Raw genomic sequence first — 17,714 nt, 5'->3', positions numbered from 1 at the left:
CATGGATACATGATCTGCATAATTTGCAGATCATGCAAGTTCATGTGTTGTCGATCACGCGCTCTACTTGGAGAAAATGCTGTTGACCAGCGCCGCGGCCCGCTCGACATAGGGCATGGGCGTGTCGTCGGCGTCCTCTGGTTCGCCACTGGACCAGCGCTCGATGCCCGAACGCACGGCCGTCAATGCCAGCGCGGAGATCAGCGCGGGTATCTCGTCATCGGACGGCAAGTCCTGGCGCTTGGCGACGATGTCGGTCAATTGGCTCTGAAAGCGCTCCAGCTCGGCCAGGAATGCGGCGAGCACAGCGGGGGTGGTTTGGGCCAGGTCAAGCATGCAGACGGCTTGCTCGCGCTGCGGGGGCATGTCACGTAGGTGGTGGGCGGCCAGGGTGATGAGTTCGGCCAGTACCACCGACAACGGAGCGGGACCGGCGGCAACGAACTCTTCGGCCAATTCGGCGGGCAGGTCCGATGGGCCGTACGCGATGGCCGCTTCTTTGTTCGGGAAGTAGTTGAAGAACGTTCGGGTCGAGATGCCCGCCTGGACGCAGATCTCCTCGATGGTCACCTTGTCCCAACCCCTGGCCTGCGCCAGGCGCACGGCGGCTCCGCGGATGTCCGCACTGGTCTGCCGGCGGCGACGCTCGCGCAGACCCATGTGATTCGCCATTCCCACATATTTGCACGAAATGCACACTTTGCACGCAGTTGGCGGCGGACGACTCACTGGGTCAGCGTCTGCCCCAGTCCCACGGCGGTGTCGTCAGCAAAATTTGTCCGGTGATTCGAGTCTCGCCGAAATCCTTGAACAGCTCGATCTCCACCGTGTCCGGTGCACCGTTGTCGAGGTGCGTGCGCAGCGATTGGGAATGGGTGACCACCACGACCTGGGTCTGTTCGGCCGCGATGCGGATCAGTGCGGACAGGGGGCCGACGAGGCTGGGGTGCAGTGAGGTCTCCGGTTCGTTGAGCACCATCAGCGACGGCCGTTGCGGGCTGAGCAACGCCGCTGCCCACAAGAGGAATCGCAGTGTGCCATCGGATAATTCGGCCGCCCGCAGCGGCCGCAGCATGCCGCGCTGCTGCAGTTGCAGTTCGAACAGGCCGTTGGTGACCTCGACGGCGAGGGTGGCGCCATCGAACGCGTCGGCGAGGATTCGGCTCAAGTCGTCGAATCCGGCCTCGATGATCGTCTGGATCGCCGCGGCGAGGTCGCTGCCGTCGTCGGAGAGCACCGGTGTGCGGGTGCCCACCTGGGGTAGCCGGGCGGGCGCGGCGGCATCGACGCGGAAACCGTCGTAGAACCGCCAACCGCGCAGCCGTTCCCGTACCGACGCGAGTTCCGGAAGTGCTTGGGGGTGGGCGTATTCGGTGAGCACGCTGCGATACGGCGGTAGTGTCCGGCACAGTTCTTCGAACCCCGAATCGCCACTGACTTCGGCGTATTCACGGGTACGCCGCACCAGTGTGGTGGCGCGCCGCAGGACCGGGCCGGCGAAGACTGTCTCGCGCTTGATCTCCGGATCGCGCGAGAAAGCCGAACGGTAGCCGGCCATCTGCGGTATGCCCAGGTCGACGAGATAGCCGAAATCGTCTGCGGCGAAACCGAGTTCGAGCGAGAGCGGCCGGGTGCGGGAGGTGCCCTGGGCCTTGCCCTCGCGGCGGGCTCCGCCGAGTTGCTCCGGACCGGCCCACAGCACCGATTCCAGTCCGCCCTCGCGGGCCAGCGAGCCGATGACCTCACCACGCCCACAATCGGCCAGCAGGCGCAGCGCCCGGTACACCGACGATTTGCCGGTGCCGTTGGCCCCGGTGACGACGGACAGCCGACTCAGCGGCAGCACGATCTCGCGCAGCGAGCGGTAGCCGCGCACGGCGATCGTCTGCAACATGAAGCCGACTCTATCGGCGGGGTGTGACAGGCCCCGAACTGCCTGTCAGGCAACGCAATCCGCAGGGGTTACGGGGGGTTGACGAATGTGGTGCCCACGCCGGCGGGGCTGTAGTCGACGTAGATGGGCCGCTCGGAGAAGGGCAGGAACCCGGTGTTCATGAGGCCCGAGGAGATGACCGTCGGCGTGTAACTGTTGGTGTTGTACTGGTAGAGCAGGTACGTCTGCGCGGGGTCTGCGTAAACCCTGATGACTGTGTTCGGCGGCAGGCTGCCTGCACCACCGATGACAGATGACGGCATGGTGCCCAGCACGCCGCCGGAGTCGACAATGGAGGGGACCGCTTGGACCGGGCCGCCGCCGACGGATACATAGAGCGTCGTGATAGGGGATCCGGTCATCGAGAATTGCGGTGCTGAAGGGTTGGGGCCGAACCGCAACTGCTCATCCGGCATGTTGATCAGCACGCCCTGGTTCAGGTCGCCGCCCAGGGCCTGGGCCGGAATGCTGGGCCCGGGGCCCACCGCGTTCGGCCCCAGTCCCAGCACGCCGTCCACTCCGGCCGAGGCGAAGTAGGCGTCGAATGGCGTGGTGAACGGGTTCTTCAGAAATTCGGTGAAGTAGGCCGAGATCGCGTACGGGGACGTCGGAAGGGACAGCAGGACAACATTCACCCCAGTCGGCGAGGTCACTATTCCGTTTCCGAAATCGACGGTCGTGGGGAAGGTGGCGTAGAGATAGGTCAGCCCGCCGCTGTACGCGCTGAGGTTTATCCCGGTGGGCAGCCCCATCCGCAGCACTCCCAGCGGTCCGCCCACGTCCTTCATCTGGACGACGAGCCCCTCGGATCCGGTGTCAACCAAGATGGGCGCCGTCGGTTGGCCGTTCATCGAGATATTCACCACCGGCTCAGTGACAGCAACGGTAGGCATCGAAATGGTCCTGCCATCCCAACCGGCGCCGCTGAAGCCGTAATTGCCCCAGATCATGCCACCGTGTCCGCCGGTGCCGCCGTAGCCGCGGGGGAAAGTAGCCCCGGTGCCGAGCCCCCCGGCACCACCATTGCCGCCGCTACCCAGCAAGTAAGCAACGCCGCCGGCACCACCGTTTCCGCCGGCACCTGCGAGGTTCGCACCACCCCAGCCGCCCCAGCCGCCGTTCCCGTACAGCCAGCCGCCGTTGCCACCAGCCCCGCCGGCAGCTCCGTTCGCGCCCGAGCCCCCGGATCCGCCGTTGCCGATCAACCCGGCCGAACCGCCCGCTCCGCCGGCCCCGGCCAAGGTCTGCGAGTAACCATTGCCCCCGTTGCCATACAACAACCCACCGGCGCCGCCATTGGGCGATGCGGCCGTTCCCGGTGCACCGTCGCCGATCAGCGGCCGTCCCAGCAGCAGTTGGGTGGGCCCGTTGATCACGTCGAAGACCGGATCAAGTGCGGACGCGGCCGTCGCCTCTGCGCTGGCGTACGAGCCGGCCGAACTGCCCAACAACGCCACGAACTGCTGCTGGAACACGCTGAGCGCGGTATTCAGCGCCTGATATTCCTGCCCGAACCCGCCGAACAGTGCCGCGATAGCGGTCGACACCTCATCGGCTGCAGCAGCCGCAACTCCGGTGGTCGGTAGGGCGGCGGCGGCGTTGGCCGCGTTGAGGGCCGAGCCGATCTGCTCGAGATTCGCCGCAGCCGACGTGACCCAGTCAGGAGCCACGACTAGAGACGACACATCTCCCCCTCAACGTCGATCACCGGTGTGCGCGACAAGCGTATCCAGTTCCCGGCCCGTCCTCTCGGCTTTCGGCACACCGGTCCGCTGTCACATCGCATACTCACATGAAATCGGCACTCCCGCAGCGCCGCTGTTACGGCGGGCCACGCCGCTCCCGCGAGATGGCCGCGGTGGCTGTGCTCAGTCCGCAATCCGCGACCACAGCGGCCATCTCAGCGGGGACTGCAGCCCGTGCAGGACCCGCGGCGCTACAGCGCGGCGAGGATCGCCTCCACACGGTCGCGGGCGTCGCCGAACAGCATCGCACTGTTGTCCCGGAAGAACAGCGGGTTCTGCACGCCGGCGTAGCCGGAGGCCATTGACCGCTTGAACACGATGACGTTGCCGGCCTCCCACACCGTGAGCACCGGCATGCCCGCGATCGGACTGCTGGGGTCTTCGGCCGCGGCCGGGTTGACGGTGTCGTTGGCGCCGATGACGAGGACGACGGCGGTGTGTGGGAAGTCGTCGTTGATCTCGTCCATTTCCAGCACGATGTCGTAGGGCACCTTGGCCTCGGCCAGCAGCACGTTCATGTGGCCGGGCAGGCGGCCGGCGACGGGGTGGATGCCGAATCGGACGTTGACGCCGCGATCGCGCAGTTTGCGGGTGAGCTCGGCGACGGCGTTCTGCGCCTGCGCGACGGCCATCCCGTATCCCGGCGTGATGATCACCGAGTCGGCCGAGCCGAGCAGCTCGGCGACGGCCTCAGCGGTGATCTCCCGGTGCTCGCCGTAGTCCTTGTCGTCGGCCGGCCCAGCCTCGATGCCGAAGCCGCCGGCGATCACGGAGATGAACGAGCGGTTCATCGCCTTGCACATGATGTAGGACAGGTACGCACCGGAGGAGCCAACCAGAGCGCCGGTGATGATCAGCAGGTCGTTGCTGAGCAGGAATCCCGACGCGGCCGCCGCCCACCCGGAGTAGCTGTTCAGCATCGAGACCACCACGGGCATGTCGCCGCCGCCGATGGAGGCGACCAGGTGCCAGCCGAGCAGCAGCGCGAGCAGGGTGACCGCGGCCAGCAGCCATATCGTCGGGTCGATCACGAACCACACGGTGAGGGCGGCGAAAACCACCAGCGCACCGACGTTGAGGAAGTTCTTGCCGGGCAGCATCATCGGCGCCGACTTGATGCGCGCCGAGAGTTTGAGGTTCGCCACGATCGAGCCGGTGAACGTCACGGCCCCGATGAAGACGCCGACGACGACTTCGGCCGAGTGAATCCCGCCCAGACCCTCCGCGCGCAGGGCGGCCGCTTCGACGCCGCCGGGATTGTTCTCGATGTGCAGGTAACCGTTCCAGCCGACCAGCACCGCGGCCAGACCGACGAACGAGTGCAGCAGCGCGATCAGTTCGGGCATGCCCGTCATCTCGACGACCCGCGCACGCCACAGGCCGACGGCGGCGCCGACTGCCACGGCACCGGCCAGCAGCGCCAAACCCAGCGGCTCGATGTGGTGCGCGAACGCCAGCGCGATGGTGGCCGCCAGCGCCACCGCCATGCCGAAGATGCCAAAAGTGTTGCCGGCCCTGGACGTCTCGTGTCTGGACAGTCCGGCGAGCGCCAGGATGAACAGCAGAGCCGCGACGACGTAGGCCGCGGTGGCCGTGGTTTCTACCGTGAACAAGGGATGATCCTCCGATTGGGTGCGCGGGCTCAGCTGCGCGAGAACATGGCCAGCATTCGCCGCGTTACCGCGAAGCCGCCGAAGATGTTGATGCTGGCCAGCAGGATCGCCACGGCGGACACCACGGTGATCGCCAGATCTCGGTGTCCGATCTGCAGCAGGGCACCCAGCACGATGATTCCGGAGATCGCGTTGGTCACCGACATCAGCGGCGTGTGCAAGGCGTGGTGCACATGGCCGATCACGTAATAGCCGATCACGATGGCCAGCGCGAAGACCGTCAGGTGCACCTGCAACGCCGCCGGCGACAGTGCGATGAGGATGAACAGCACCGCGGCGGCCGCGAACGTGGTACCCAGCCGGCGCTGAGTCGACATCGGCTGCTTGGCGTGCGACTCCCTGGCGGGCGCAGCCGTCGCCGGTACCGCCGGGGTCGCGGAGACCTGCACCGGCGGCGGGGGCCAGGTGGACTCGCCGTCGCGAACGACGGTGATGGACCGCTGCACGACGTCGTCGAAGTCCAACACCAGCTGGCCGTCCTTTTCCGGTGTCATCAGCTTCAGCAGATTCACCAGGTTGGTGCCGTACAGCTGCGAGGACTGTGCGGGTAACCGCCCCGCCAAGTCGGTGTAGCCGATGATGGTCACGTCGTTGTCGGTGACGACGAGTTGGTCCTTGACGGTGCCTTCGACGTTGCCGCCGTTGGCGGCAGCCATGTCGACGATGACGCTGCCCGGGGTCATCGAGGCGACCATGTCCGCGGTGATGATGCGTGGCGCGGGGCGCCCGGGGATCAGCGCGGTGGTGACGATGATGTCGACGTCTTTGCACTGTTCGGCGTAGACCTGCGCCTCCCGCGCCTTATAGTCGTCACTCATCTCCTTTGCGTAGCCGGTGCTGGAGACCTCTGCCTCCGAGGGGTCAATCGGAATGTATTCGCCACCAAGAGATTTGACCTGATCGGCGACTTCGGGACGTGGGTCGGTCGCGCGCACGATGGCGCCCAGGCTGCCCGCCGCCCCGATTGCGGAAAGGCCGGCCACACCCGCGCCCACTACGAGCACCTTCGCCGGCGGTACCTTGCCGGCTGCCGTCACCTGGCCGGTGAAGAACCGGCCGAACGCGTGGGCCGCCTCGATCACCGCGCGGTAACCGGCGATGTTGGCCATCGAAGACAAGACGTCCAGCGACTGCGCCCGCGAGATGCGCGGCACCGCGTCCATGGCCAGCACGGTGATCTTGCGGGTGGTCAATCTCTCGACCAACTCCGGGTGCAAGCCGGGGGAGATGAGGCTGACCAGGGTCGCGCCGTCGCGCAGGGCGGCAATCTCGTCGTCGTTCGGCGCATTCACCTTCAACACGATGTCGGCGCTCCACACCTGGTCGTGTGCCGCGATGTCGGCGCCGGCCTCGACGTAGGCGTCGTCCAGGAAGCTCGCGGCGGCACCGGAGTCGGATTCGACGACCACCGAGTAGCCAAGTTTGATCAGCTGCCCGACAGTCTGCGGCGTGGCGGCGACACGCGTCTCACCGGCGAGAGACTCGCGTGGTATTCCGATGATCACTTGCTTAAAGTCCGTTCGGTCGGTCGAGCGCCGCGGGGTGCGCGTCTACGTTCACAAATCGCCGCAAAGCCTACGGCACCGGTAGTAAAACCTAAGAAAACGGCTAGGGAGAGGGATTTGTCTGCGATACCTGTGATCGCGCTCACTGGACACCTCGGCGCCGGCAAGACCACCCTGCTCAACCATCTTCTGCGTGCTCCCGGCACGCGAATCGGCGTCGTGATCAACGATTTCGGTGAGCTCAACATCGACGCCGGGCTGGTCGCCGGCCAGATCGACGAACCCGCTTCGATCGCCGGCGGCTGCATCTGCTGCCTGCCCGACGATGGTGGGTTGGACGACGCGCTGGCCAAGCTGGCGGACCCTGCGCGCCGGCTTGATGCCATCGTCGTCGAGGCCAGTGGGCTGGCCGATCCGGTGTCGATCGCCCGGATCGTCGGCTTCAGCGCGTTGTCCGGGGTCCGAGCCGGAGGTCTGGTCGACGTCATCGATGCGGTAAACCACTTTGACACCGTCGACCGCGTCGAGCTGCCGCCGGCGCGTTACGGGGCGGCATCGCTGGTTGTGGTCAACAAGCTCGACCAGGTGCCCGAAGGCGACCGGCCGGTACTGCTGAAGCGTGTGAAAGAACGTGTAGCGCAACGTAACCCACGAGTTCACGTGCTCGGCACCACGGGCGGCCGGATCGACCCCGCGCTGTTGTTCGACCCGTTGGACTCGACGGAGGAAGCTGGGCAGCTCTCGTTCCGGGAGTTGCTGCTGGACTCCGAACACACCCACGACCACGTCGAGGCCGATGCCGTCACCGTCACCACTACCGGGTGCGTCGACGCCGATGCCCTGTTCGACCTGCTCGAGCAGCCGCCGCCCGGCGTTTTCCGGCTCAAGGGTGTGGTGGCCATTCGCCACGGCCGCGCCGTTCACAGGTATGTCGTCAACCTGGTGGGTGCCGCGATCCACCTGGCGAAGGCGCCGCCACGTGCCACAGCCAACAGTCTGGTAGGGATCGGGATGCACCTCGATGTCCCGGCCGTGCGTGCGCAACTGGTGGAGGTGCTGCAGCCGGTCGCCGGGGCGGCGTCGGCGCCGGCGCTCCGGCGGCTGCAGCGGTACCGGCGGATCAGCTACTGAGTCACGTCGCCTGGACGTGGGGCAAGATACGTCCCGATGTCATCCTCGCTCGGCGACGTGCTTGCCACCCTTGAACTCAGCAGAATCGATACCTGGATGTTCGAGGGCCGGCAGCTGCCCGCGCCGGCCAACCACATCCTGGGCGGACACATCTCGGCCCAGGCGCTGCTGGCGGCGAGTCACACCGCCCCCGGCCGCGCACCGCACAGTGTGCACACCTATTTCCTCCGCTCCGGCGACGCCCGCCGGCCGGTGGCCTTCGAGGTGGTGAATCTTCAGGAAGGACGCAGATTTTCGGCACGGCGGGTGACCGCCCGGCAAGACGGCAGGATCCTGCTGGAAGCGATGTCGTCGTTCAAGGTCGCCGATCCGGCCTCGGCTGCGGTTGTCTACCAGCCGCCGATCCCGCAGGCGCCCGAACCCGAGACGTTGCCGTGGGCGCCGCCGCACCTCGCGGAGGCCGACGGGAACACCCGGGGGCGGTGGGCAAGCCTGCGCTGGTTCGAGCGGCGCGTCATCGACAGCGAGCACACGCCACCCGCGCGGTCGGCGATGTGGTGGCGACCGCACGGTGAGGTCCCCGAGGACCCGGTGCTGACCGCGAGCCTGGTCGCCTACCTGTCGGCGGTGACATTGACCGAGCCGGCATTCCTCGCGCGCGGGGGAGTCGGTGAATCGTCACAGCGCGACCATTCGGTGTGGTTTCATGCACCGGCCGTCTTGTCGGATTGGATGCTTTTTCAACGGTCTTCGCCAAGCAGCGCCGACTCGCTGGCGCTCGCCGGTGGAACGATGTTCAACCGCAACGGCGATCTGGTGTGCACGGTGAAACAGGAGATGTACTTTCCGCCGCACCATGCCTAAGTAGGCAGAATCGTGACATCCGCCGCGATCTTCTGGACACTGGCCATGAACTGATCGAATTCGTCTTGCCGGAGCGCATCACCGGACAGGACGAGGTCGATCTTTGGCAAATTCCCAGCCGCACTTACTCGTACGTCCGCCACGCGGCGGAACGCCTCGGCGAGCGCAACAACCCTGTTGGTGGTCTCCGTGACATCGGACGGGCGTTGCCGAGATGCCACCACCAATCGCCCTTCGATGCGCGAGCCGGTCAGCAGGGCAGGCCATTTCAGAATCTCGGCCCCTGCCGCAATGAACTCGTCGCACCACATGTCTCCGACATGGCCAGACCAACCGGGGCGCGTGATCGTAGGGTGGGCATGCGAATTGTCCTGTGCGGCTTGGATCAAGGGGCCGAGCACAGCGCCGAATGCCGCGGCGTACTGCGATTCCAGACGTGCATCCTGGGCAGACATCCACGGCTGCACCACACTTGCCGGGTCCGCATCCCCGCCATGCGCGTGTGCGGCAAGGTATTGCCCGACAGCCAACGGCGCCACCGGCCGGCTTACCACCCCGGCACGCCGCAGAGCCGTCGCGCCCTGATCTGAATTCCGCCGTGCTTCCACCTCGGGGAGGTCAAGTGTGCATGACGCCACCCGCCGGTAGTCGGACGCCACCTGTTCCAGGAATAGCTGCGCCGTCATCGCCGGGTTGGCTCGCTCTCGAGACGAGGTACCCGATGGCAGCAGCGGAAGAGAGAAACGGTCGACCCGGTCCAGCTGCCCATCCCACGCCAGGGCTGCGGCCGAGACGACACGGACCATTTCCGCTTCCCGCGGGTCACGCGCCGAAGGTGGGTGCTGCACAATTCCGGCGCGCAATCTGCGCACCTCGTCCTCGAGTGTCCGTGGTTTGCGCTCCGGCATGTTCAGACTCCCAAGATCGTTGCTATCGCGGCGGCCAGGTCGGCCAAACCTGCTCTGAGGAAGTCGAGTTGATCCTGATCGCTCTGATCTGCCTTGTCACTCAAGGCGTCCGATACCACGCGCAGGACGAGTACGCGCTCGCACAAGCCCAGTGCACGCATCGCGGAAGCGATGCCGAAGGACTCCATGTCGACGAGCACGGGCTTGGTCGCCGTTCGAGAGTAGAGGGCAAGGGCCCGCGAGTACGTCCAGTCGCCTTTGGCGTAAACGGGCTCGCCGGACGGGGAAACTATCGGCGCCGGTGCGACGCCGGGCGAAATCTTGATGACCTTGTCGGTTGCCAGCACGTGGGCGTCTGGAATGTCCAGCCCCCACACCGAACCCGGGGCGCCGGCTGCGCCGGCTCGCAGTTCAATCGCCTCGAGCGGCGCTTGTTCGTCAGGTTGGGTGCGGACGATCCATTTGTTCTGCAGCCTGACGGCTTCGCCGTCCGCTGTGGCGGCTACCACCCCCAACGACAGGTATGACACCCGTTCGGCCCGAAACACCTGACCGATCAGCTTCGAGTCGACCGTGCCGCAACAGCCGTAGAAGACGTAATAGTCGGCCCGGTTCTCCCGGGTCGACCGGCTGAGTGCGGCCGCGGCGACGACGTTTCCCTGGGCACTCAGCCCATGGTGCTCGATTCTGGCCGTCCGGCCGTCAGACAGGCGGCCCTCCAATGTCTGTGCACCAGGCTGCGTCGGCTTCCAGGCCGTCTCCCCGAATACCGGGAGGTCGACGCAGAGGCGATTCAGCAACTCGGTGACGGCCGTCGCCTCATTCCTGGTGAAGGTAAAGATCGCCACCGTCACATCCGCCACGGCGACATCGTAAGCCTGCGCAAGCGCGGTACCGGCGTTGTCGACCGCATCGACGTTTTCCGGGTTTAACCTGGAAAACAGCGACTTCGAGATGCCTGCCGAATCGGAAAGGGGGTGGTTGAGTTGGCCATCCGCTCGATAGCTGCGATGACATTGATGCTCGCGGCCGGTGCGCTGCCGTTCGCACCGGCGGCTCACAGCGGAGTCGGGTCCCCTCCTATACCCCAGTCGCCCTGCGATCTGCCCATCTCGCGGGCCTTGATCATCTGGCAACACGCACCGGGAGTGCCGGACAGGTCGGTCTTCGCCAACGAGTCCGACATCTACACCTGCCGGCCCATGCTCGACACTTGGCGAGCCAATCAGCCGAGCGGTCCTGGATACTGTTCGAAGATCGCATGGTCGTCCGACAATCCCGGCTACGTCCCGTCTGTGTCTCCGGCCGCTCCGCTGAAGAAGGTCATCGACCAGGTGGGCGACTGCTGACCGGATCGCCGATGCCGAGGTCGGCCAGCAGGCGTCGGACGCGTTGTTCAATGTCGTCGCGAATCGGCCTCACCGCGGACAGGCCCTGACCGGCCGGGTCAGAAAGGTCCCAGTTCTCGTAGCGTTTCCCGGGATAGATGGGACAGCTGTCCCCGCAGCCCATGGTGATGACGACGTCGGCCGCGTCAACGATCTCATCCGTCCACGGCTTGGGATATTCGCCGGTGATGTCGATGCCGACCTCGGCCATCGCAGCAACCGCGGCCGGGTTTATCTGGTCGCCGGGCTCGGAGCCGCCCGAGCAGCCGACGGCCCGGTCGCCCGCCAGGTGAGTGAAGAAGCCCAGAGCCATCTGGGAGCGGCCGGCGTTGTGGGTGCACAGGAACAAGACAGTGGGCCGGTGGGTGGGATGCGTTGCGGCCGTCGAGTCTGCGGCACGGTGCTCGGACGTGTGGTGGCCGAATCGCCGCCGCAACGCCAGGGATACGTAAACCAAGGCGACCAGGACCGGCACCTCGATCAGGGGCCCGACGACACCGGCCAGCGCCTGTCCGGACGTGGCGCCATAGGTGGCGATCGCCACCGCGATGGCCAGTTCGAAATTGTTGCCGGCCGCGGTGAAGGCCAGGGTGGTGGTCCGCTCGTAGCCGAGATTGAGCAGCGTTCCCAACAAGTAGCCCCCGCCCCACATGATGGCGAAGTAAGCCAGCAGCGGCAGCGCGATGCGGGCCACGTCCCAGGGCCGGTTGGTGATCTGATCCCCCTGCAGCGCAAAGAGAATCACGATGGTGAACAGCAGCCCGTAGAGCGCCCACGGGCCGATCCGCGGCAGGAATCGCTTCTCGTACCAGTCGCGGCCGCGGGTGCGTTCGCCGATGCGGCGGGACAGGTATCCCGCGGCGAGCGGGATGCCGAGGAAGATGAGCACGGATTTTGCGATGTGCCACGGTGAGGTGCTGATGGCGGTCTGGGCCAGGCCCAGCCACCCGGGCAGCACCGACAGGTAGAACCAGCCGAGCACGGCGAACATCAGGACCTGGAAGATCGAGTTGAGCGCGACCAGGACGGCGGCAGCCTCACGGTCACCGCATGCCAGGTCGTTCCAGATGATCACCATCGCGATGCAGCGGGCCAATCCGACAATGATCAACCCGGTCCGGTATTCCGGGAGGTCGCTCAGCAGCAGCCAGGCGAGGGCGAACATCAACGCGGGGCCGACTACCCAGTTCAGCAACAGCGAAGACAGCAACAGCCTGCGGTCGCCGGTGACCGTATCGAGGCGGTCGTAGCGCACTTTCGCCAACACCGGGTACATCATGATCAGCAACCCGAGGGCTATCGGCAACGAAATCCCGTCAATCTGAACGCTTTCCACCGCGGTGTTCAACCCGGGGATCCACCGGCCCAACAGCAGGCCGGTGACCATCGCGGCCCCGATCCACACCGGCAGGAACCGGTCCAGGGTGGACAGCCTGCCGACGACGGCCGGTGCGGCAGCGGTCGCGGTCATGCCGGCACCCCGGCGTCGGCGGCGGTGCCGAGCGCCACCGACAGGCCGGTCAGCGCTTCGGGCACCACGGCGTAATACACCCACGACGCGCGACGCTGGGAGGTGAGCAGGCCGGCCTTCCGCAGCACCTTGAGGTGATGGCTGACCGTCGGCTGCGACACCTCAACTCCGGTGGAGATGTCGCAGACACAGGCTTCGCCGCCCGAGTGGCTGGCGATCGCCGAAAATAGTTGCAGGCGAACCGGATCGGCCAGCGCCTTGAGTTTGACGGCCAAATCCGCCGCGGCTTGCGCGGAAAGTGGTTCGTGCAGCAGTGCCGCGGGCGGACAGCATCCGCCGTCGGTCAATTCCGGTGACTTCGACATGCATCGATATTGACATCTATGAATCTGCCCTGGCAAGTCGGCATGTGGGGGAGACGCGGGCGGTGGTGATCAGTGGGCCTGGACGGGGATGCCGGAACGGAGAAGCTCATTGGCCAGCGGGGTGTCGGTGGTCAGCCACAGCCGCAGCAGATGCCGTCGCAGGCTCGGATCGTCGTGATCGGTGTAGGCCTCGCGCGAGTGCAGCACGGTGGTGTTGTTGAGCAGCTGCACGTCGCCGGGGCGGAAATCCATCGCGATGTGAAATGCCGGATCGTTGGCGATGGTCTCCACCAGAGCGAGGGCCGCGAGCTGATCGTCGGTCAGGCGTGGAGCTTGCGGGTGCTGTTGGGAGTCGCGGATGTACCAGGCGATGAAGAAGATGCGCGGTATCCCGTCGGTGTCGGTGATGGGCGCCAGTTCGAAGAAGGGCGGCTCACCTGGGGGCTCTTCGCCGTTGCGGCTCCACGGCATCGGCGTGTACATGACATCGACGAGATGTGAGTCACGGCGGAGCATCTCGTTGAAGACGGCGTGCGCACTGACGATTCGCGATGCACCGCCGGTCTTGGCGGGACGTAAGCACAGCAGCCCGACGAGATCGGAACCGTCACTGTGAAAATCTTGGCGCAGGTTGGTCCGGTACTTGCGTACCGCGGGCCCGGCCGGAAGACGTTCGTCACGGATGTGGGTAAGGACATTGCCGTCGCGGTCCTGTCCGACCGGCTTTCCCAGCAGGGTGCCCAACCCGAGATACGCCCGCTCCACCTGCGCCTCGGTCAGGGAGGCGATCGGGAAGTCGCGTAGTCGCACGAACCCCGGCCCGGCTCGGAGCAGTTCGGTCCACTGTGCCGCTGCCGGGCCGACCACCGTTTCCAGTTCGGTGGCCGGACCGCCGCGGCCGTACTCGACAAGGGCTTGGCGCTCAGCAGCGGTCAGTTGGAACGACCACACCGATTCATCGGGGAAATCCGTGGGCGTCCACACCGACGGCGAATCGTCGGCAACCGGTGATGCCATGGTCGTGCTCCTCTTGCGTTCCTGCGTGGCGGTGTGGTTTGCCCGGGTCGGGCATCCGGGCATTGGGGATGCCCGACCCGGATTGGTCAACAGCAGGCCTTCGCTTCCGCCGGCTCTGCGACGGCCTGGCTGCCGCAGCACGCCGGCCCGTCGACTCCGTCGTCGGCATGCTGAGGGCCCGCGCCGAAGGTCTCGGAGTCGGCGAGGACGGTGTAGACCTCCCATTTCTCGCCAGCCGGACCGGTGACCCACACCTTGTCCTGGGTGGCGAAGCAACAGGTGGTGCCGATTTCCTCGTCGGTGAACAGGCCCTGCCCGCTCAGGCGCGCGATCTCGGCGTGCACCCGCTCGCTGGATTCGACCTCGACGCCCAGGTGGTTCAGGGTGCCGCCGGAGCCGGGGTTCTCCAGGAGCACCAGCTTCAGGGGCGGCTCGGTGACGGCGAAATTGGCATAACCCGGCTTCACCTTCGCGGGGGCGATGCCGAACAGTTTGGAGTAGAACGTGACCGCCTCGTCGAGGTCGTCGACATTGAGGGCCAGTTGGATGCGGGACATGGGGACCTCCAGAATTGATGAGACATATATCGAATTGACGCGTCACCGTCAGGATGCCACCTTTTTGATATATGTCAAGATCCATGGCAGGATGGTGGCATGCCCAAAGCGTTGCCTGTGATCGACATGTCGGCGCCGGTGTGTTGTGCGCCGGTGGCCGCCGGGCAGGTTAGCGACGACGACGCCCTGGCGGTCGCGATGCGCCTGAAGGCGATCGCCGATCCGGTTCGGGTCAAGATCATGTCGCACTTGTTCGCCGCCGACGGCGGTGCGGAAACCAGCGGCGATCTTGCCGGGGTGCTGGGAATCTCCGAATCCACCGTCAGCCATCACCTTGGCCAGCTACGCAAGGCGGGGCTGGTGGCGTCGGATCGCCGTGGGATGAATGTGTTCCACCGGCCCGTGCCCGACGCGTTGGCCGCGCTGTGTGCGGTACTCGATCCGAACTGCTGCCGATGATCGCGCAGCAGGTCCGGGTCCGCTAGCCGGTCGCCCCGGGCGTTTCGGAGTCAGTCAGGTCATCCATCGCCTGGCGGGCGCGCCGGCCCGTGTGGACGCCGCCGTGGATATGAACTTCCCCTCCGGTCGCCTGATGTCGTCGCTGCCAGTCGGCTATCGCCTGGTGCGCGGCGTGGTCGAGGTAGATGACCGACATGGTGACGGCGACCTTCGTGCCCTCCGGGATGGACGCCAGCACGTCGGTCAACCGGGGCAGGGACAGGAAGGTACACGCGCCCTCGACGTCTATCTGCCACTCGTCGCCGTCGCGCTCGGCGTGAATTCTGAACCACATCACCCGCCACGCCGTCAGGGCGATGGCCAGCGCGAGTCCGATCAGCACTCCCTGCATGAGATTGAGGAAGACCACGCCGACAACGGTCACCACGTAGACGGCGAGGTCGCCGTTTTGCATGGCGGTTTCGATATGGGCCGGCTGCAGCAGCCTGATTCCGACGAAAACGAGGAGACCGGCAAGAGCGGCGGACGGAATCTGTTGCAGCAGACCCGAGAAGAACAGCGTGAATACCAGGATCCACACGCTGTGCAGGATCGTGGCGGCGCGGGTTCTGGCGCCCGCCTGCACATTGGCCGAGCTGCGCACGATCGCGGCGGCGACCGGCAGCCCGCCGATCATTCCGGACGTCATGTTTGCGACGCCCTGGCCGGCCAACTCGCGATTGAAGTTGGTGGGTTTGCCGTGATGCATCCTGTCGATCGCGACGGCGCCCAGCAAGCTCTCCACGCTGGCGATGAAGGCAACCGTGATGATGCTCGTCGCGACGGTGCCCCAATTCCCGTTCGGCAAGGCCGGCAGTGCGACTGCGTCCAGCGGTGATCCCGTCAGCTTGATGCGGTCCAAGTCGAATGGGAAGACCACCGACATAAGGGTTGCGGTCACAATGGCTACGAGTGGACCGGGAATGGCGGCCAATTTGGCCGGGGCCCAGCGCCAGGCGATCATGATGATGATTACCAGGACGCCCAGAAATACTCCCGGTTTCTCTGCGTCGGCAATCTGAGCCGGCAGCTGAACAATGTTCTCCCACGCCGTACTGTGAGACTCTCCACCTAAAAGTACGTGCGTTTGTTGCAGCGCGATGGTGATTCCGATTCCGGCCAGCATGGCGTGCACGACCACGGGCGATATCACGAGCACTGCCCGGGCAATTCGGCTCAGCCCCAAAATCAATTGCAGGACGCCTGCGGCGACGGTGAACAAACACGTCACGCGCCAACCGAATTGCGATACCAGGCCGGCGGTGACGACCATCATGCCGTTGGCCGGACCGCTGACCGCCAGCGGCGCGCCACCGATGAACCCCACCACGAGACCTCCGACGACCGCGGAGATCAGGCCGGAGAGCACCGGCGCGCCGGAAGCGATCGCAATGCCGACCGACAGCGGCAGGGCGATCAGAAAAACCACAAGCGAGGCGGGCAGGTCGTGCTTGAGGACTGATCGCACCCGGTCGCTGCGTGACGGCTGCGACCCCTGGTCACGGGTTTGGTCGCCCTGCCGGTCGATGTGCTGAATTGGTCGCTCCTTTGCTCCGTCGCTCCGTCGCCGTGCCCGGCTGGGGAGCGTCCCGGTATCGCAACCACCGTTGTGCCGATTGCGCCTACGCAACTCATTCCCGCACAAACGCAAACCAAGCGGACGTCGCTGGCCGCGAGGCTGTTGGCGAGGGGAACGCTTGGCTAAGAACCAGAATTGTCGGTACGACGACCGGGGGTCAAGGGGACGACACCAGGCACATGGCATACGCAAATGTTTCGCAAGTGGTGGACTCGCTCGGGTGCTGGGGCGTGAACATCGGCCGTGGCTGGTTACGGTGCCAAAGTCACGGCGGCGCTGTTGATTTCGTCACTGTGACGTTTGGACGGGACCCCAGCCGGGGCGGGTGAGGGCGCCCCGGCGCCAGCTTGCTGGGGGGTCGGTCGAGGCGGACTATTCGGGGCGGCTGACCTTCTTCGTCCGGTGCTTATTGGCAGGGGCCGGTTGCGGGACGGCCGCGGCCGGAATTATTTGTCGCTTTGCAGCTGATTCATCAAACCCGACAACATCAAAGTCGTTGTAGACATCACTGGCTTCCTCGGCGCCATCGAGGCTTCCCGCTCCGCATTTCAGGGGCGGCGAAGGCCGCGTTGACGAAGCTGATTCGGCAGACTATTCGACTCACGCCGCAGTTGGCACCCGAAACCGCGCGATAAATACGTCACAGTGACGAAAAAGCGCGGAAATGTGCACAGGGGCAGTAAGGCGGAGCCCCGTTTAGTTGAGCGCGTGCTTGGCGGACCTTGGCTCGTAAGCCGATTGCACAAAACAAGCTAGGAGACGATTCAACAAGTCGCCGTCCCTGGTAGGCGCTTGACTAAAACTCTATGCGCGAATTCGAACGACATCGCCGTTCGGGTCAAAGGGCTCGGGCTGTTAATCGAATGCGAACACACTTTGCCGATAAGCGACATTATGTCAAGTAAACGTCAGCCGCTGAGCCGTCGTCAGGTCCCCCACCGCCTCGCGCTGACGCCGACCGACCGGCCTGGCGGTTGTTACCCCGGGTTCATACCCAGTGTTCGGCGACAAGGCGTTAATACAAAGGTGCACTATGCATAAGCGCCGAAATGTCGCCCGAACCGCCTCGTTGGCTGATGG

General features: G+C 65.6%; 16 protein-coding genes. 3 read left to right on the top strand and 13 right to left on the bottom strand.

From position 1 onward, the window contains the following. Positions 1 to 63: 63 nt before the first annotated feature. From AC5Y7D_RS13290 to AC5Y7D_RS13270, 5 genes are all read right to left on the bottom strand, one after another. On the bottom strand, positions 64 to 672 hold the full coding sequence (locus AC5Y7D_RS13290; protein ID WP_499924513.1) for a TetR family transcriptional regulator: 609 nt from the start codon (positions 670 to 672) through the stop codon (positions 64 to 66). A gap of 61 nt (positions 673 to 733) precedes the next feature. Continuing rightward, positions 734 to 1,894 (bottom strand): AAA family ATPase, encoded by a 1,161-nt coding sequence (locus AC5Y7D_RS13285; RefSeq protein ID WP_499924511.1) that lies wholly within the window; start codon positions 1,892 to 1,894, stop codon positions 734 to 736. Positions 1,895 to 1,962: 68 nt separating this feature from the next. Further along, on the bottom strand, positions 1,963 to 3,618 hold the full coding sequence (locus AC5Y7D_RS13280; protein ID WP_499924509.1) for a PecA family PE domain-processing aspartic protease: 1,656 nt from the start codon (positions 3,616 to 3,618) through the stop codon (positions 1,963 to 1,965). A 251-nt stretch (positions 3,619 to 3,869) separates the two neighbouring features. Continuing rightward, positions 3,870 to 5,291, bottom strand: a complete 1,422-nt coding sequence (pntB, locus tag AC5Y7D_RS13275; RefSeq protein ID WP_499924507.1) for a Re/Si-specific NAD(P)(+) transhydrogenase subunit beta — start codon at positions 5,289 to 5,291, stop codon at positions 3,870 to 3,872. A 29-nt stretch (positions 5,292 to 5,320) separates the two neighbouring features. After that, positions 5,321 to 6,856, bottom strand: a complete 1,536-nt coding sequence (locus tag AC5Y7D_RS13270) for a Re/Si-specific NAD(P)(+) transhydrogenase subunit alpha (protein ID WP_499924505.1) — start codon at positions 6,854 to 6,856, stop codon at positions 5,321 to 5,323. A gap of 117 nt (positions 6,857 to 6,973) precedes the next feature. Here AC5Y7D_RS13270 and AC5Y7D_RS13265 point away from each other — a divergent pair, with 117 nt between their 5' ends. Together AC5Y7D_RS13265 and AC5Y7D_RS13260 are read left to right on the top strand one after the other, a co-directional pair. Then, entirely contained in the window at positions 6,974 to 7,987 is a 1,014-nt protein-coding gene (locus AC5Y7D_RS13265) for a CobW family GTP-binding protein (RefSeq protein WP_499924503.1), read from the top strand. Positions 7,988 to 8,023: 36 nt separating this feature from the next. Next, complete coding sequence (locus tag AC5Y7D_RS13260; RefSeq protein ID WP_499924502.1) at positions 8,024 to 8,851, top strand: acyl-CoA thioesterase; 828 nt, start codon at positions 8,024 to 8,026, stop codon at positions 8,849 to 8,851. On the opposite strand, the gene AC5Y7D_RS13255 is transcribed toward AC5Y7D_RS13260, so the two are convergent. The 7 genes from AC5Y7D_RS13255 to AC5Y7D_RS13225 form a co-directional block, all read right to left on the bottom strand. Beyond that, a complete protein-coding gene (locus AC5Y7D_RS13255) occupies positions 8,848 to 9,510 on the bottom strand; it encodes a hypothetical protein (RefSeq protein WP_499924501.1) in 663 nt (220 codons plus the stop codon). The genes AC5Y7D_RS13260 and AC5Y7D_RS13255 overlap by 4 nt on opposite strands. Positions 9,511 to 9,761: 251 nt before the next feature. Then, positions 9,762 to 10,622: a phosphorylase family protein gene (locus tag AC5Y7D_RS13250; protein WP_499924500.1), complete on the bottom strand. Its 861-nt coding sequence runs from the start codon at positions 10,620 to 10,622 to the stop codon at positions 9,762 to 9,764. A gap of 194 nt (positions 10,623 to 10,816) precedes the next feature. Further along, positions 10,817 to 10,945, bottom strand: a complete 129-nt coding sequence (locus tag AC5Y7D_RS13245) for a hypothetical protein (RefSeq protein ID WP_499924499.1) — start codon at positions 10,943 to 10,945, stop codon at positions 10,817 to 10,819. Between the two features lie 137 nt (positions 10,946 to 11,082). Beyond that, positions 11,083 to 12,618, bottom strand: coding sequence for an ACR3 family arsenite efflux transporter (gene arsB, locus AC5Y7D_RS13240; RefSeq protein WP_499924498.1), 1,536 nt, complete (start codon positions 12,616 to 12,618; stop codon positions 11,083 to 11,085). Beyond that, on the bottom strand, positions 12,615 to 12,983 hold the full coding sequence (locus AC5Y7D_RS13235; RefSeq protein ID WP_499924496.1) for a metalloregulator ArsR/SmtB family transcription factor: 369 nt from the start codon (positions 12,981 to 12,983) through the stop codon (positions 12,615 to 12,617). Before AC5Y7D_RS13235 ends, arsB begins: the two co-directional genes overlap by 4 nt. Positions 12,984 to 13,052: 69 nt before the next feature. Continuing rightward, complete coding sequence (locus AC5Y7D_RS13230) at positions 13,053 to 14,000, bottom strand: TauD/TfdA family dioxygenase (protein WP_499924495.1); 948 nt, start codon at positions 13,998 to 14,000, stop codon at positions 13,053 to 13,055. 86 nt (positions 14,001 to 14,086) lie between these two features. Continuing rightward, on the bottom strand, positions 14,087 to 14,557 hold the full coding sequence (locus AC5Y7D_RS13225) for an ArsI/CadI family heavy metal resistance metalloenzyme (protein ID WP_499924494.1): 471 nt from the start codon (positions 14,555 to 14,557) through the stop codon (positions 14,087 to 14,089). Between the two features lie 99 nt (positions 14,558 to 14,656). Here AC5Y7D_RS13225 and AC5Y7D_RS13220 point away from each other — a divergent pair, with 99 nt between their 5' ends. Continuing rightward, complete coding sequence (locus AC5Y7D_RS13220) at positions 14,657 to 15,016, top strand: Rv2640c family ArsR-like transcriptional regulator (RefSeq protein ID WP_499924493.1); 360 nt, start codon at positions 14,657 to 14,659, stop codon at positions 15,014 to 15,016. A gap of 22 nt (positions 15,017 to 15,038) precedes the next feature. Here AC5Y7D_RS13220 and AC5Y7D_RS13215 read toward each other — a convergent pair whose 3' ends face one another. Continuing rightward, positions 15,039 to 16,592 (bottom strand): SulP family inorganic anion transporter, encoded by a 1,554-nt coding sequence (locus tag AC5Y7D_RS13215; protein WP_499924807.1) that lies wholly within the window; start codon positions 16,590 to 16,592, stop codon positions 15,039 to 15,041. Positions 16,593 to 17,714: the final 1,122 nt, after the last annotated feature.

It is taken from the genome of Mycobacterium sp. NGS49 (genome assembly GCF_059812565.1).
Note: the sequence above shows the minus strand (reverse complement) of the source record. Positions and strands in the feature narration are given on the sequence as shown.